Source organism: Nocardioides sp. (assembly GCF_051876515.1).
In the GTDB taxonomy this organism is placed as follows: Bacteria; Actinomycetota; Actinomycetes; order Propionibacteriales; family Nocardioidaceae; genus Nocardioides.
In genome coordinates this window covers 1-14,945 of the sequence record NZ_JBJEHY010000071.1, presented here as the reverse complement: position 1 = coordinate 14,945, position 14,945 = coordinate 1, and the positions used below count along the sequence as shown (strand labels likewise).

General features: G+C 72.5%; 14 protein-coding genes. 5 read left to right on the top strand and 9 right to left on the bottom strand.

Going from position 1 to position 14,945, the window contains the following annotated elements; all coding sequences use genetic code 11:
• Positions 1-372: 372 nt before the first annotated feature.
• Genes ACI379_RS04585 through ACI379_RS04575 form a run of 3 tightly spaced genes read right to left on the bottom strand, consistent with a single transcriptional unit; the run spans position 373 to position 3,227 of the window.
• Positions 373-606 (bottom strand): biotin/lipoyl-binding carrier protein, encoded by a 234-nt coding sequence (locus tag ACI379_RS04585; RefSeq protein ID WP_439790887.1) that lies wholly within the window; start codon positions 604-606, stop codon positions 373-375.
• A 54-nt stretch (positions 607-660) separates the two neighbouring features.
• Positions 661-2,418, bottom strand: a complete 1,758-nt coding sequence (locus ACI379_RS04580; protein WP_439790886.1) for a hypothetical protein — start codon at positions 2,416-2,418, stop codon at positions 661-663.
• 11 nt (positions 2,419-2,429) lie between these two features.
• Complete coding sequence (locus ACI379_RS04575) at positions 2,430-3,227, bottom strand: carbon-nitrogen hydrolase family protein (RefSeq protein ID WP_439790885.1); 798 nt, start codon at positions 3,225-3,227, stop codon at positions 2,430-2,432.
• 37 nt (positions 3,228-3,264) lie between these two features.
• Here ACI379_RS04575 and mobA point away from each other — a divergent pair, with 37 nt between their 5' ends.
• The 4 genes from mobA to ACI379_RS04555 all read left to right on the top strand — a co-directional run bounded on the left by mobA (position 3,265) and on the right by ACI379_RS04555 (position 5,939).
• Entirely contained in the window at positions 3,265-3,837 is a 573-nt protein-coding gene (gene mobA / locus ACI379_RS04570) for a molybdenum cofactor guanylyltransferase (RefSeq protein ID WP_439790884.1), read from the top strand.
• 66 nt (positions 3,838-3,903) lie between these two features.
• Complete coding sequence (locus tag ACI379_RS04565; RefSeq protein WP_439790883.1) at positions 3,904-4,224, top strand: DUF6457 domain-containing protein; 321 nt, start codon at positions 3,904-3,906, stop codon at positions 4,222-4,224.
• A 37-nt stretch (positions 4,225-4,261) separates the two neighbouring features.
• Positions 4,262-5,236 (top strand): NAD(P)H-quinone oxidoreductase, encoded by a 975-nt coding sequence (locus ACI379_RS04560; protein ID WP_439790882.1) that lies wholly within the window; start codon positions 4,262-4,264, stop codon positions 5,234-5,236.
• Between the two features lie 10 nt (positions 5,237-5,246).
• Positions 5,247-5,939, top strand: a complete 693-nt coding sequence (locus tag ACI379_RS04555) for a bacterial proteasome activator family protein (RefSeq protein ID WP_439790881.1) — start codon at positions 5,247-5,249, stop codon at positions 5,937-5,939.
• Positions 5,940-5,997: 58 nt separating this feature from the next.
• Here the strand turns inward: ACI379_RS04555 and ACI379_RS04550 are convergent, their stop codons facing one another.
• The 5 genes from ACI379_RS04550 to ACI379_RS04530 are packed head-to-tail and all read right to left on the bottom strand — an operon-like array spanning position 5,998 to position 11,399.
• Positions 5,998-6,576, bottom strand: a complete 579-nt coding sequence (locus ACI379_RS04550) for a hypothetical protein (RefSeq protein WP_439790880.1) — start codon at positions 6,574-6,576, stop codon at positions 5,998-6,000.
• A gap of 41 nt (positions 6,577-6,617) precedes the next feature.
• The gene (locus tag ACI379_RS04545; protein WP_439790879.1) at positions 6,618-7,451 is read right to left on the bottom strand and encodes a Cof-type HAD-IIB family hydrolase; all 834 of its coding nucleotides are present in this window, start codon (positions 7,449-7,451) and stop codon (positions 6,618-6,620) included.
• The gene (locus ACI379_RS04540) at positions 7,444-8,301 is read right to left on the bottom strand and encodes an HAD family hydrolase (protein ID WP_439790878.1); all 858 of its coding nucleotides are present in this window, start codon (positions 8,299-8,301) and stop codon (positions 7,444-7,446) included. Before ACI379_RS04540 ends, ACI379_RS04545 begins: the two co-directional genes overlap by 8 nt.
• Positions 8,298-9,581, bottom strand: coding sequence for a serine--tRNA ligase (gene serS, locus ACI379_RS04535; protein WP_439790877.1), 1,284 nt, complete (start codon positions 9,579-9,581; stop codon positions 8,298-8,300). Before serS ends, ACI379_RS04540 begins: the two co-directional genes overlap by 4 nt.
• 9 nt (positions 9,582-9,590) lie before the next feature.
• Complete coding sequence (locus ACI379_RS04530; protein WP_439790876.1) at positions 9,591-11,399, bottom strand: glycoside hydrolase family 15 protein; 1,809 nt, start codon at positions 11,397-11,399, stop codon at positions 9,591-9,593.
• 82 nt (positions 11,400-11,481) lie between these two features.
• On the opposite strand from ACI379_RS04530, the gene ACI379_RS04525 reads away from it, so the two are divergent.
• A complete protein-coding gene (locus tag ACI379_RS04525; protein ID WP_439790875.1) occupies positions 11,482-13,035 on the top strand; it encodes a phosphatase PAP2 family protein in 1,554 nt (517 codons plus the stop codon).
• 181 nt (positions 13,036-13,216) lie between these two features.
• Here the strand turns inward: ACI379_RS04525 and ACI379_RS04520 are convergent.
• Positions 13,217-14,945, bottom strand: a 1,729-nt coding sequence (locus tag ACI379_RS04520) for a sulfatase-like hydrolase/transferase (protein WP_439790874.1), incomplete at its 5' end; no start/stop codon positions are given.

Sequence of the window (14,945 nt, the reverse complement as noted above, 5' to 3'; positions counted from 1 at the left end):
GCACCCGACCGGCACGCGCGTGCGACCTCGACCACGTGGTCCCGTACGACCACGAGCCAGATCACGATCCGCCGGAGTCGCAGACTCGTACCTCCAACATGGCGAGCTTGTGCAGGAGTCACCACCGCCTCAAGACCCACACCAGTTGGCACCTCGCCTCGCCTGCCAGTGGGGTGTTCGAGTGGACCAGCCCCCACGGCCACCGGTTCCGCCGCGACCGGGGCGGCACCACACGGCTGGTTTCGACACGCTCAACCAGCGGAACACCCGACCACTGACCAGCGCCGCCACCAGCCCGTCCAGCACCCGCTGCCGGGCTACAGGCACGCCCGTCACCCGGTGGTATCGCCGGGCTCGACGAACCGGTCGGGGTCAGGTCAGGTCGACGACCACCAGCACGTCGCCCTCCTGGACGACGTCGCCGGCGGACACCTTGATCGCCGAGACGGTGCCGGCGGCGTCCACGAGCACCGGGATCTCCATCTTCATCGACTCCAGCAGGACCAGCGCCTGCCCCTGCGCCACGGAGTCCCCGACCGAGCAGTCGACGGAGAGGACGTTGGCGACCAGTTCGGAGACGACCTCGAGGGTCCGGATGCGAGCCATGGTTGCGACGCTAACGGTTACCAACAGGTACGCCGCGCCGGCGACGACCAAGCGCTAGAGCGGGCTCCAGCGGGACGGCTCGGGACGGTGCGCCGAGGCCTCCTCGACCCGGCGTGCGCCAGCGCCCCGCGGACCCGTCAGACGCAGGTCGAACCAGACGATCAGCCAGGCCAGCACCAGGCCGCACACCAGCGAGTACGACGCCCGCACCAGCGCGCCCAGCAGGGACGAGTCCACGCCCACGAGACTGGTCGCGACCGGCACGGTCGCCGCGACACCGAAGGCCGCCACCCACCAGCCCTGGCGCCGGCGCGCACGCATGTGCGCACCCCACGCCAGCGCCGGGATGCCCAGCACTACGACCAGCGGCCGCGGGAACGCGTACACGTGGTCCTGGCTCCACGCGACCACGTCGAGCACCGACTCCACCACGCCCGGCGCGCCGTAGCGGCGCAGCAGCTCGGCGTACACGAGCGCCCCGGCGAGGAGGCCGAAACCGATCCCGATCACGATCGCCCCGCGGCGCCCGAGCCCGTGCAGACCGGCACCGAGCCGGTACACCAGCGCCATCACCAGGGCCACCGACATCAGCAGCGTGAGGATCTCGAACGGCTCCACGCTCGCCGTCGGCCCGAAGCCGACCACAGCCAACGCCACCACCACGCTCAGCAACGTCGCCCACAGCACCTCGCGCGCCGCTGCCGCGAACGTCACGGCCGGCACCGTGGCCATCACTGCGTACACGCCGCCCACGACACACGTCACGACCGCGGCGCCGGTGGCCAGCGCCGCCTGGCCGGAGACGACCGCCCCCGCGCCCAGCACCAGCGCCACGCCGGCCGTGATCCACGGCTGCCCGTTCGTACGGATCGCCAGCAACCCGGCCAGCCCCGTCACCACGGCCACCGAGCCGGCGCCGTCGACCCAGTCGGGTCCGACACCCAGCACGGCCAGCACCAGCGCGGCGAGGCCCGCGAGGACCAGAGCCCCGAAGGCGGCGACTCCCGTCGCCAGCCGACGGGACATCGAGAACGGTTCCGCCGGCGCCTGGGGTGCCGACGTCGTCAACCGGCTCAGGTCCGCGCGGGGGGCCGACTCGGACGCGCGGGCTCGGCGCTCGGCGCGACTCGTCCGGGCCGCCGACGGCGGTGCAGCTGCGGCCGGGGCTGGCCCAGGCTCCGGCTCGGTCGGCACCGGCACAGCCGCCTCGGGAGTCAGCTCGGCCAGCTCGGCGGCCACCGCCTCCGACGGAGTCACCACCTCGGGCACGGGGTTGACCGGCGGCCGGCTCGGGATGACCGCGCTCAGCGACACCTCCTCCGCCACCGAGGTCGCCTCAGTCGCGGCGTCCCACGTGGACAGCGGCTCCGAGACCGGCACCTCGTCGACCTCTACCCGCCGGGCCCGCCAGCCCGGCGCACGGTCGGGGCGGGCCAGGGTAGGTGCGGGCTGCTCGCCCAGTGCGGCGGCGACGACGTCGGCCACGTCGGGCAGCGAGAGCGCGGGGGGATCGGCGGGGGTCTCCGCCGGCGGAGCGTACGCGGGAGTTGCAGCCGCCGCACGGTCGGGCCACGACGGTGCCGCCACGGGTTCGTCGCCGAACGGAAGGGTCCGCTCACCCGTGCGGGGGCGCAGGCCGTCGTCGTCGACCGGCACCGTACGGGCGGAGGGTGCCGCGATCCCCTGGGCCAGCCGGAGGCGCTCCATCGCGGTCAGTGGCCGGTCCGACGAGGCGGCGGCGTCCGGGGTCCCGTCGGCCACGCGCCTGCCCCGCGGGAGGTCGCGGGGGTCGTTGCCGGAGGTGGGGGACACGACGGACGAGCCTACAGCCGACGGTTGGCCAACGACGGGTTGGCGGCACGGGCCTCCGACAGCCCCGAGCGGGACAGCGTGACCACTCCCACGTCCTCACCGCCACCGAGGGACAGCAGCACGTCGCCGAGCGGCCCCACCACGGTGCTGTGGCCGCAGTAGTGGTCCTCCGGCTGCCCGACGCCCACCACGTACACGGTGTTCTCGATCGCGCGCGCCGCCAGCAGCGTCCGCCAGTGGTCGACCTTCCGCTCGCCGGGCAGCCACGCGGCCAGCACGAGGACGACCTCGGCCCCCTCGTCGGCCAGCGCGCGGTACAACTCGGGGAAGCGCAGGTCGTAGCAGGTGGTCAGGCCCACCTTCCAGCCGTCGACGTCGACCACGCGGGGCTCCAGCGGGCCGCCCGACACCCGGTCGGACTCGCGGTAGCCGAACGAGTCATACAGGTGGATCTTGCGGTAGTCGGCGCTCGCGCCACCACGCATCACGAGCGTGTTGTACGGCCTCGACGGCTCCCCGGACGGCTCGAACATGCCCGCCACCGCGGTCGTGCCCGCCTCACCCGCGACGCGGGCCAGCTCGGTCGCGAACGGTCCGTCGGTCGGCTCGGCGTGCTCGCCCAGGTCGGTGCCGGGCTTGCCGAAGTCGCGGGCGAACGCCTCGGGCAGCACCACCAGGTCGACCGGCTCGCCGTCACGGACCGCCACGGCGTCGCCCAGCCGGGCCCGGTTGGCGGCCGCGTCCAGACTCGCGCCCCACTGCACGACGCGTACCCGCAGGTCCGCGCCCGTCTCGTCGTCGCCACTCACCCTCCCCACCCTGCCACGGTGGGCCACACTGAGGGCCATGTCTGCCGCAACCGCCTCCCCGTACGCCGCGATCGTGCTCGCCGGCGGGCGGGGCAGCCGCCTCGGCGGGGTCGACAAGGGGGCCGTCCTCCTGGCCGACGCGCCCCTCCTCGAGCACGTGCTCACCGCCCTCGGCGGCGCCGCCCCGGTCGTCGTGGTCGCGCCGGAGCGCCCGACCGTTCGGCCGGTGCGCTTCACCCTCGAGGACCCTCCGTACGGCGGACCGGTGGCCGGCATCGTGGCCGGTCTGGACTCGCTCGCGGCCGGGGGTGAGCCACTCCCCGCCCTGGTGGCGCTCGTCGCGGTCGACATGCCGTGGGTCACTGCCGACACGTTCGCGCGCCTCGTCGAGGCGGTCGGGGAGCGCGACGGGGCGTTCCTGCACGCCGCGGACGGCTACCGCCAGCTGTGCGGCGTGGTGCGTACCGACCGGCTGCGCGCCGTCCGGCCGCAGGTCGCCGACGGACTCTCCGTACGCCGACTCCTCGCCCCGCTCGACCTGGCCGTCGTGCAACCCACGGAGCGGGAGGCCGACGACGTCGACACCTGGGCGGACCTGGAGCCGCGCTGAGCCCGGCCGCGGCGAGAATTGGCCGAACCGGTTGCCGGATCCCGCGCGCGGGGTTTCACTGAGACTGTGAACCTGCACGACTGGATCGACGAGCTCTGCGACGCCCTCGACATCGAGGTCGAGCTCGACGAGGCGATGCTCCTCGACCTGTCGAAGGTCATCGCGCGCAACGTGGTCCGACCGGCGGTCCCGCTCAGCATGTTCCTGCTCGGCGTCGCCTTCGGCGGCTCCGAGGACCACGAGACGATCGACGAGTACGCGGGCCGCGCGCAGCTGCTGGCCGAGAAGTGGGACCGACCCGCCGGGGCGCCGGACCCCGACGACACCGACGTCGAGGTCCCCGACGACACCGCGGTGGACCACACCGGCGACCGGTACGAGGCCTGAGCCTGCGGCTGTCGGACCCGTACGGCAGGCTGGGTGCATGCGAGCCGTTGTCGCCACCGAGCCCGGAGGACCCGAGGTCCTCACCGTCGTCGAGCTGCCCGACCCCGTCGCGGGCCCGGGCGAGGTCGTCGTCGACGTCGTCGCGACCGCCGTCAACCGCGCCGACACGCTGCAGCGGATGGGCCTGTACCCGCCGCCGCCCGGCGCCTCCGACGTCATCGGTCTGGAGTGCAGCGGCCGGGTCGCCGCCCTCGGCGAGGGCGTGACCGACTGGTCGGTCGGCGACGAGGTGTGCGCGCTGCTGTCCGGCGGCGGGTACGCCAGCAAGGTCGCCGTACCCGCCGGCCAGCTGATGCCCGTGCCCGAGGGTGTCTCGCTCGTCGAGGCGGCCGCGCTGCCCGAGGTGGCCTGCACGGTCTGGTCCAACGTGTTCATGGTGGCCGGGCTGCAGCCGGGCGAGAGGTTCCTGGTGCACGGCGGCGCTGGCGGCATCGGCACGATGGCGATCCAGCTCGCCTCGGCGTTCTCCACCACCGTGTACGCCACCGCGGGCACCCCCGAGAAGCAGCGGCTCTGCGCCGACCTGGGCGCCGACGTCACCATCAACTACCGCGACGAGGACTTCGTCGAGGTGCTCACCGCCGACGGCGGGGCCGACGTCATCCTCGACAACATGGGCGCCAAGTACCTCGACCGCAACGTCAGGGCGCTCGCCGAGCAGGGCCGCCTCGTCATCATTGGCATGCAGGGCGGAGTCAAGGGCGAGCTCAACATCTCCACGCTGCTCAACAAGCGCGGCGCCGTGATCGCCACCTCGCTGCGCGGGCGCCCCGACAGCGAGAAGGCGGCGATCTGCGCCGCCGTCGCGCAGCACGTGTGGCCGCTGGTCGCGGACGGGCAGGTCAGGCCCGTCATCCACAGTGTCCTGCCGCTGGAGCGCGCCGGCGAGGTGCACGCCCTCATGGGGGCCGGCGAGCACAACGGCAAGATCCTCCTCACCGTCGCTGACTAGGGTGGAGCGCATGAGTGACCAGCACCCCACCCAGCCCGCCGCCGACGCCCCCGACGCGGACACCGTCGCGACCCCGGCCGACGGACAGGCCCAGGCAGGCGGGGCGGCCGAGCAGGAGCAGGTCGTGGTCGTCATCGGCCCCGACGGCAACCCCATCGGTACGGTGCCGGTCAGCGCCGTCCAGCAGCAGGACTCATCGGCGGACGACGACGGTGACGACGAAGACGGGGAGCGCCACATCACCGAGCTCGTCGAGCAGCCGGCCAAGGTGATGCGGATCGGCAGCATGATCCGCCAGCTCCTCGAGGAGGTGAAGGCGGCTCCCCTCGACGAGGCCAGCCGCAACCGCCTCAAGGAGATCCACGCCGCCTCCATCAAGGAGCTCGAGGCCGGTCTGGCTCCCGAGCTCGTCGAGGAGCTCAACCGCCTCTCCCTCCCCTTCACCGAGGACGGCGTGCCGTCCGAGGGCGAGCTGCGGATCGCGCAGGCCCAGCTCGTCGGCTGGCTCGAGGGCCTCTTCCACGGCATCCAGACCGCGATCTACGCCCAGCAGGTCGCCGCCCGCTCCCAGCTGGAGCACATGCACAAGGCGCTGCCGATGGGCGGCCCGCAGGCGATGGGCGGCATGCCCGGCGGCCCCCAGCAGGAGGGCGCGCCCGGTCAGCCGCAGGGTCCCGGCGAGACCGGGGGCATGTACCTCTGAGGGTGGGGGCGCACGCAGCCGGGTGAGCGCCGGGCGCGTGCGTCAGACGCAAGCCGCCTCAGCGGCGCGCGAGCCGCCCGACGACCAGCAGCCCCAGCAGGCCTACCACGGCCACGGCGGCACCGGGGGCGGCGAGGCGCGCGAAGCCGGTGGGCTCGGAGGTGTCCGAGGGGGTCAGCGTCGGCTTCGGCGGCGGGGGCACCTCGATGCTGGTCGGCTTGGCGAACCCCTCGAGCTTGGTGATCAGCGCAGGCTTCGCCGGGCCGGACCCGCTGCACAGGCCCGCGTAGAACGGCGCCTCGTCGTTGGAGGCGAAGAAGACGTAGTCCTCGTCCAGCCTCACGTTCTCCAGGCCGCACGCGGCACCGTCGGCCGCGGAGGTCACCTGGGTCGCGTAGTCGACCTCACCCTTGAACAGGGTGGAGGCGTGCACCTCGTACGTCACGTCGCCGGTGCGCGGCCCGTCGGTCTTCTTGACGACGGTGCCGACGAAGACGACGTCGGCGCGCTTCAGCTGCTGCTTGACCGTTCCCTCGGCGCAGGAGCAGGCGTACGCGGGGGCGGTGCCACCGACGACGAGGCCCAGACCGAGCATCGCGAACGCGAGCGCCAGCACGGCGCGCAGCATCCTGGTCATACGTGTGCTCCTTGTCGTCCGAGACTCGTCGGGGCCAGAGCCTACGCGTCGATGCCGAACAGGGCGGCCAACGTCTGGGCCACGCCGTCCTCGTCGTTGCTGGGCGCCACATGCTGGGCCAGGTCGATCACCGAGCGGTGGCCGTTGCTCATCGCGTACGAGCGGCCCGCCCACCCCAGCAGCGGCAGGTCGTTGGGCATGTCGCCGAACGCGACCACCTCGGCGGCGTTGATCCCCAGGTCGGCCGTGAGCATCTCCAGCGTGCTGGCCTTGGTGACCCCGGACCCACTGATCTCCACCAGCGGGCCCATCGACGACCACGTCGTCGTGACCAGGCTGCCCACCTGCGCCTCGACCTCGTGCCAGAAGGGCTCCGCCTCCAACGTCTCGTGGCGCGCCAGCAGCTTGACCACCTGGTCGTCGGCGATCTCCTCCAACCGACCGATGGGGGTGTCCGGCATGCGACTGACCGCCAGCCGCGGGAAGAACTCGGCCTCACGGGAGAACCCGTGGGTCGACTCCAGCGCGAACGCGGTGCCGGGGATCGTCTCGCGCAGGATCTCGCCGACCCGCACCAGCACGTCGACGGGGATGGTGCGCGAGCGGCTGATCTTGTGGCCAGCGACGTCGAAGACGATGCCGCCGTTGGAGACGATCGCCAGCCCGTGGCCGCCGACCTCCTCCCACAGCTCCTCCATCCACCGCAAGGGACGACCCGTGGTGAAGACCACCGGCACGCCCATCTCGTCGAGCGCGCCCAGGACCGCACGCGTACGGTCGGTCACCTTGCCCTCGCTGTCGAGGAGGGTGCCGTCGAGGTCCGTGGCGACCAGGCGGGGTCGTACGTCGCGGGGGTCGAGGAGCTCGTCAGCCATCGCGACCGAACCAGCGCTCGATCTCCTCGGCCGCACCGTCGAGCTCGACGGGCGCGGTGACGTGGTCGGCGGCGTCCTTGACCTCGTCGATCGCCTGGCCCATCGCGACCGCGCGGCCGGCCCAGGCAAACATCTCCAGGTCGTTGCGGCCGTCGCCGATGGCCAGCGCGTCCTCGGGGTCGACGCCGATCCGCTCGGCGACGTGCTGCAGACCGGACGCCTTGGAGATGCCCCGCGGGGCGAGGTCCATCCAGGCGGTCCAGCCGATGACGTAGTCGGTGCCGTGCAGGCCCAGGCGCCGCGCCAGCTCGGCGAACTCCTCCGGCGTCGAGTCGGGGTCGCGCACGATCACACGGCTCACCGGCTCCGCGATCAGCTCCTCCACCGGCGTCACCCGCGTCTGGCCGTTGAGCTCACCCGGCGGGAACGGGCGCGTCACCCGGTAGCCGACGCCGCGCTCCTCGACACCGATGATCGCGGTCGGGTGCTCACGCAGCAGCGCGAGGACCGCCGCGGAGGCGTCGAACGTCTCCTCGTACACGACCTCGACGGGCGGGTAGCGCAGCACCACGGCGCCGTTGGACGCGACGATCCACAGCGGATCGTCGCCGTCGGCGGGCAGGCCGAGCTGGTCGGCGATGGGCGTCATCGCGTGCAGGGAGCGGCCGCTGGAGAGCACGACGTGGCAGCCCTGCGCGGACGCGCGCCGGATCGCCTCGCGTACGCGCGCCGGCACCTCGCCGTGCACGCCGCCGGAGTCGGCGACCCAGCGCAGCAGGGTGCCGTCGATGTCGAGCGCCAGCAGGCGCGGCGTCCAGCCCAGAGGCTTGGGTGCCTTGTCGGGCGTCAAGCCTGACCGCCGATCGGCGTCAGCACCTCGAGGCCGCCCATGTACGGGACCAGCGCCGCGGGAAGCTTGACCGAGCCGTCGGGCTGCTGGTGCGTCTCGAGGATCGCGACGATCGTGCGGGTGATCGCAGTCAGCGTGCCGTTGAGCGTGGCGACCGGCTTGGTGCCGTGCTCGTCGCGCTGGCGGATGTCGAGGCGGCGGGCCTGGAACTCGGTGCAGTTCGACGTCGAGGTCAGCTCGCGGTACTTGCCCTGGGTGGGGATCCACGCCTCGCAGTCGAACTTGCGCTGCGCCGACAGACCCAGGTCGCCGGCGGCGACGTCGATGACCTGGTACGCCAGCTCGAGCTTGTCGAGGAACTCCTTCTCCCACGCCAGCAGCCGCTGGTGCTCGGCGTACGACTCCTCGACGGTGGTGTAGACGAACATCTCCACCTTGTCGAACCAGTGCACCCGGATGATGCCCTTGGTGTCCTTGCCGTGCGAGCCGGCCTCCTTGCGGAAGCAGGGGCTGAACGAGGCGTACCGGCGCGGCAGCGACGCCGTCTCGAGGATCTCGTCGGAGTGGTACGCCGCCATCGGCACCTCGGAGGTGCCCACGAGGTAGAGGTCCTCGCCCTCGATGCGGTAGACGTCATCGGCGGCCTGGCCGAGGAAGCCGGTGCCCTCCATGGCGCGCGGCTTGACCAGCGACGGGGCGATGACCTGCGTGAACCCGGCGTTGCGGGCCTGGTCCATCGCCATGTTCACCAGCGCCAGCTCGAGCTGGGCGCCGACACCGGTGAGGAAGTAGAAGCGCGAGCCCGACACCTTGGCGCCGCGCTCGAGGTCGATCGCGCCGAGCAGCTTGCCGAGCTCGATGTGGTCGCGCGGCTCGAAGCCCTCCGCGGCGAAGTCGCGCGGGGTGCCGACGGTCTCGAGGACCACGAAGTCGTCCTCGCCACCCTCGGGCGACTCCTCGGCGGCCACGTTGGGGATCGCCTTGATCGCGGCGTCCCAGGCAGCCTCGGCGGCGACCTGCGCGGCCTCGAGCTCCTTGACCTCGGCCGACAGCGACTTGGTGCGGGCCAGCAGCTCGGCCTTCTCGTCGCCCGTGGCCTGGGCGACGAGCTTGCCCATCGACTTCTGCTCGGACCGCTTCGCCTCGTACGAGGAGATCGCACTGCGGCGGGCCTCGTCGGCCGCCAGCGCGACGTCGACGACGTCGGCGGAGAGACCGCGCTTGGCCTGGGCGGCGCGGACGAGGTCGGGCGTGTCACGGAGCAGGCGAGGGTCGATCACGTCGACAGGCTATCCGGCGGCGCCGACAGGCGACGATCCCGCGCCCGCGCCGGCGTCCCGCAGGTCGAAGGCGGCCCGCACCAGCGCCAGGTGGCTGAACGCCTGCGGGAAGTTCCCGGCCATCCGCCCGTGGGTGACGTCGTACTCCTCCGAGAGCAGCCCGACGTCGTTCGCCAGCGCGCACAACCGGTCGAACAGGGCGGTCGCGTCGTCGAGGCGACCGGCGCCGGCGTACGCGGAGACCAGCCAGAACGAGCAGGCCAGGAAGGGGTGCTCGTCGCCGGACAACCCGTCGACTCCCGACCCGGTGCGGTAGCGCAGCAGCAGGCCGTCGCGCATCAGGTCGCGCTCCACCGCCTCGATCGTGCCGAGCATCCGCGGGTCGTCGCCGGCGACGATCCCGGTGCGGGGCAGCACCAGCAGGGACGCGTCGACCTCGGTGCCGCCGTACGACTGGAGGAAGGTGTTGCGCACCGGGTCGTACCCCTGGTCGAGCACCTGCGCGCCCACCACGTCGCGGGTGGCGCGCCACCGCTCCACCGGCCCGTCGAGGCCGAACTCCTCGACCGCGCGCACCGCCCGGTCGAACGCCGCCCACACCATCGCCCGGGACTGGGTGAAGTGGCGCTGCGGCCCGCGGATCTCCCACAGGCCGTTGTCGGCGACGTCCCACGAGCCGACCAGGCCCTCGACCAGGCTGCGCTGCAGCGCCCAGGCGTGGTCGTCGGCGTGACCGACGGCGTCGCGCAGCTCGCCCAGCCCGATCATCACCTCGCCGAACACGTCGAGCTGGCGCTGCCCGGCCGCACCGTTGCCGATGCGGACCGGGCGGGAGCCGGCGTACCCGGGCAGGTGGTCCAGCGTCATCTCGGGCAGCCGCCGCGAGCCGTCGAGGGCGTACATGATCTGCACGTCCTGCGGGTCCCCGGCGACCGCGCGCAGCAGCCAGCTGCGCCACAGGGCGGCCTCCTCGGTGTAGCCGCCCCGCACCAGTGCCCCGATGGTCAGCGCGGAGTCGCGGAGCCAGCAGTAGCGGTAGTCCCAGTTGCGCTCGCCCCCGAACTCCTCGGGCAGCGACGTCGTCGGCGCCGCCACGATCCCGCCGGTCACCTCGTCGGTCATGAGCCGCAGCGTCACCAGCGAGCGGGCCACCAGGTCGGCGTGCGGGACGTCGGTACGGCACACCTCGGCCCAGCGCTCGTCCTCCACGACGGTGGCGCTGATCCGGTCGGCGACCGGGCCGAGACCCGACGGCGAGGCGTACGAGGGGATCCAGGTCGTGGAGAACAGCAGCTCCTCGCCGGCGGAGACGTCGAACTCGTCGGCGTGGCGGTGGTCGACCGCCTCGGGCAGCCGCGGGCCGTGCAGGACCAGCTGGTCGGGCCCGCCGACGGCCGTGATCACCTGCTCGCCGTCGACGGTGCGGCGGCGCACCCACGGCACCACGTGGCCGTAGTCGAACCGCACCCGCCAGTCGTGGCGCATCCGTACGGTCCCCCGCACCCCGCGCACCCGGCGCACCACGTCGGCCCGGTCCTCCTCGCGCGGCATCGCGTCGACCAGGACCACCTCGCCGCCAGCGGTGGTGAACGTCGTCTCCAGCACCGTCGAGTTCCCGACGTAGCGGCGGCTCACCTCGTACTCCTCGGCCGGGCAGAGCTGCCAGCGGCCGTGGTCCTCGGTGCCCAGCAGCGCGGCGAAGCAGGCGGGCGAGTCGAAGGCGGGCAGGCACAGCCAGTCGATGGAGCCGTCCGTGCCGACCAGCGCACCCGTGCGCCGGTCCCCGACCAGTGCGTACTGCTCGATGGGCAGAGCCATGGGTCGAGCGTACGCAGCAGGGTGTTCCGGGCGCCGGGACCGCGCGGGCAGGCATACTTGCCCGGTGCTAGATCGCCCTCGTGTGCCCCTCGGGTGGGCCGCCGTGCTCCTCGTCGTCTTCGGAGTCCTCGCGGCGCTGACCTTCAACGACTCCTCGCCGCTCGACGGGTTCGACCTGCTGGGGCGTGACGCGGAGGACTGGGCCGACGAGTTCCCGCTCCTCGTCAGCGTGCTGCACGTGGTCGAGGTCGCCTTCGACACCATCGCGATGACGATCTACACCGTCGTCATCGCGGCGCTGCTGCTGTGGAAGGGTCACCGTCGCGCCGCCGGGTACGTGGTCGGCGTCATGATCACCTCGACGCTCGCGAACCGGCTGCTCAAGATGGTCTTCGACCGCGACCGCCCCGAGTGGCAGTGGCTCACGGACCTGCACGAGACGCAGTCGTTCCCCTCGGGCCACGCGACCGCGATCTCCTCGATGGTGACGCTGCTGCTGGTGCTGGTCCTGATGTTCGTACGCCGGGGCGGGCTGCGCCGGTTCGCGTACGTCCTGGGGGTGCTGCTGGTCCTGCTCGTCGGCCTCGACCGGGTGCTGCTCGGCCGCCACTTCCCCAGCGACGTCATCGCCGGGATCGCGCTGGGCACGGCCGTCGCGCTGGTCTGGCTGGTCGTCCTCTCGCCCCTGCCCCGCGGCCACGCGGTCAAGGAGGAGCCGCTGGTGGAGACGTTCACCTCCGCCAAGCGCCTCACCGTCGTCCTCAACCCGATCAAGGTCGAGGACGCCGGCCAGTTCCGCTCGATCGTGACCGCGATGGCCGCGGAGTCCGGCTGGTCGGAGCCGCAGTGGCAGTACACGACGATCGAGGACCCGGGCACGGGCATGGCGCGCGCCGCGATCGAGGGCGAGGCCGACCTGGTCCTGGTCTGCGGCGGCGACGGTACGGTCCGCGAGGTCTGCGCGACCCTGGCCGGCACCGGCATCCCGGTCGGGATCATCCCCGCCGGCACCGGCAACCTGCTGGCCCGCAACCTCGACATCCCGCTCTACCTGCGCTCCGCGATCGACGTCGGCCTCAACGGCCAGGACCGCGCCATCGACCTCGTCGAGGTGTCGGGCGACGGCTTCGAGGACACCCACTTCATGGTGATGGCCGGCATGGGCTTCGACGCCGCGATCATGGAGGGCGTCAACGACGACATCAAGAAGAAGGTCGGCTGGCTGGCGTACGTCATCAGCGGCCTGAAGTCGCTGATGTTCCCCGCGATCAAGGTCGAGATCTCCGTCGACGGCGGCGAGTTCACCACGCACCGCGCCCGCACCGTCGTCGTCGGCAATGTCGGCTACCTGCAGGCCGGGATGCCGTTGCTGCCCGACGCCACCATCGACGACGGCCAGGTCGACGTGGTGCTGCTGCACCCCAAGAAGTTCCTCTCCTGGCTGCCGCTGGCCGTCCGGGTGCTCGCCAAGTCGCAGCGCACGGACGAGCTGATCGACCGCTTCACGGGCGCGTCCGTGGTGGTCCGGGCCGCCACCGACGTCCCGCGCCAGCTCGACGGCGACTCCGTCGGCGCCGGCAAGGAGCTGCGGATGGAGTGCATCCACGGGCGGCTGCTGGTGCGCGTCCCGCGCTAGACCGACGCCCATTTCGGCGGGGAGCCGTCGACCACCTCCCCGCCCACGGGTGCGTGCTGCGGGCCGAGTCGCTGGAGGCGTTGAGCAATCTGGCCGACAAGCAGCGTGACGGCGTGTACGGCACCCGCACATGCGCGGGGTCGGGGCCCGGGCCGGACGGACTGCTGGCGCACGCGTCGCCTCAGGCGTACGCCATGTGCACCCGCCGCAGCTCTCCCTCGAACGGGAACGGTGCCCGGTCGCGGTACGCCAGCGAGACCGGTGACCCCAGGGCCCGGCCGATGTCGAGACCGTCGTTGGCGGAGAAGCCGACGTTGGCGAGGACCGGGACGGTCCCGGAGGCCACGGGCGCGCCGTCGACCTCGACCACGACGTCCATCCCCGAGGTCGGGGCCGGGCTGTGCCGCGTCGACCGGACCACGATGGTCCGCGGCCCCGCCGGCAGCGGCTCGGCAGTGGAGATGATGGTCCGGTCGATCAGGAACAGGTTGTACTCGTAGAACAGCCGCCCCTGGTCCAGGTAGACCGTCAGGCCGCCCGACGCCTGCCCCAGCTTGTAGAGCACCCCGGACGCGGCCTCGGGCAGATCCACCTCGAACGTCACCACCGACGACCGGTTCCCCAGCGTGGGCGCCGCCGACTCCGGCACCCGGCAGGTGCTGTCGAACATCTCCCACTCCGTGTAGGGCGACTGCGGCCGGTCCTCGGGGTGCATCGTCATCACCCACAGGCCACCACCCACCGGCAGCACGTCGTTGCGGACCGACTCGACGAGGAAGAGTTCCTTGAGCCGGGCTAGCTTCTCCGGGTGCTCGGCCGCCAGGTCACGGGCCTGGCTCCAGTCCTCGTCGAGGTGGTAGAGCTCCCACACGTCCTCGTCGGGGGTCCAGCGGTCGATCCCCGGCGGCAGTCCGGGCACCCACGGCAGCCGCGGTCCGCGCGCCGACGCCATCCAGCCGTCGTGGTAGATCGCACGGCTGCCCATCACCTCGAAGTACTGCGTCCGCAGGCGCCCCTCGGCGTGCGGGTCCTCCAGCGCGTAGGCGAAGCTGACGCCGTCGACGCTCTTCTGCGGCACACCGTTGACCGTGCTGGGCGGGGTGATCCCCACGATCTCCAGCACCGTCGGGAAGAGGTCGTTGCAGTGGTGGAACTGGGAGCGGGGCACCCCGTCGGGCTCGATCCGGGCCGGCCAGCGCACGGCCATCGGGTTGCGCGTGCCGCCCAGGTGCGAGGCCAGCAGCTTGACCCCCTTGTACGGAGTGGACCCGGCCCACGCCCACCCGGCGTGGTACATGTTGTCGGTCGCCGGGGACCCGAGAACGTCGAGTCCCCCGAGCTCCTCCAGAGCCGCCAGGTGCTGCCCGATCGTGGAGGGGATGCCGTTCTGGGCGAGCAGCTCGCTGATCGTGCCGTTCTGCCCCTCCGCCGAGGACCCGTTGTCGCCCCAGATGTAGAAGACCAAGGTGTCCTCCGCGTACCCCAGCGAGTCCAGCTCGTCGAGCAGGCGCCCCACCTGGTGGTCCACGTGCTCACCGAAGCCGGCGGCCACCTCCATCAGCCGCGCCTGGAAGGCACGCTCGGACTCCGGGATGTCCTCCCACGCCGCCATCTGGGGGTCACGCGGCGTCAGCTCCGCGTCCGCAGGGATCCAGCCGCGCTCGATGGCTCGCACGTGAGCCCGCTCCCGGTAGGCGTCCCAGCCGTCGTCGAACCTCCCGGCGTACTTGTCTGCCCACTCCTTGCCGACGTGGTGCGGCCCGTGGATCGCCCCACTGGCCCAGTACATGAAGAAGGGGTCGTCCTGGCGCAACGTCTTGTGCCGGCGCAGCCAGGAGATGGCGTCGTCGGCGAGGTCCTCGGACAGGTGGTACCCCTCCTCGGCCGTACGCGGCGGCAGGACGCTGGTG

Coding starts and splice junctions, on each gene's coding strand:
- ACI379_RS04585 (WP_439790887.1), bottom strand. CDS start 606: ATGGCTCGCATCCGGACCCTCGAGGTCGTCTCCGAACTGGTCGCCAAC.
- mobA (WP_439790884.1), top strand. CDS start 3,265: ATGTCTGCCGCAACCGCCTCCCCGTACGCCGCGATCGTGCTCGCCGGC.
- ACI379_RS04560 (WP_439790882.1), top strand. CDS start 4,262: ATGCGAGCCGTTGTCGCCACCGAGCCCGGAGGACCCGAGGTCCTCACC.
- ACI379_RS04555 (WP_439790881.1), top strand. CDS start 5,247: ATGAGTGACCAGCACCCCACCCAGCCCGCCGCCGACGCCCCCGACGCG.
- ACI379_RS04550 (WP_439790880.1), bottom strand. CDS start 6,576: ATGACCAGGATGCTGCGCGCCGTGCTGGCGCTCGCGTTCGCGATGCTC.
- ACI379_RS04545 (WP_439790879.1), bottom strand. CDS start 7,451: ATGGCTGACGAGCTCCTCGACCCCCGCGACGTACGACCCCGCCTGGTC.
- ACI379_RS04530 (WP_439790876.1), bottom strand. CDS start 11,399: ATGGCTCTGCCCATCGAGCAGTACGCACTGGTCGGGGACCGGCGCACG.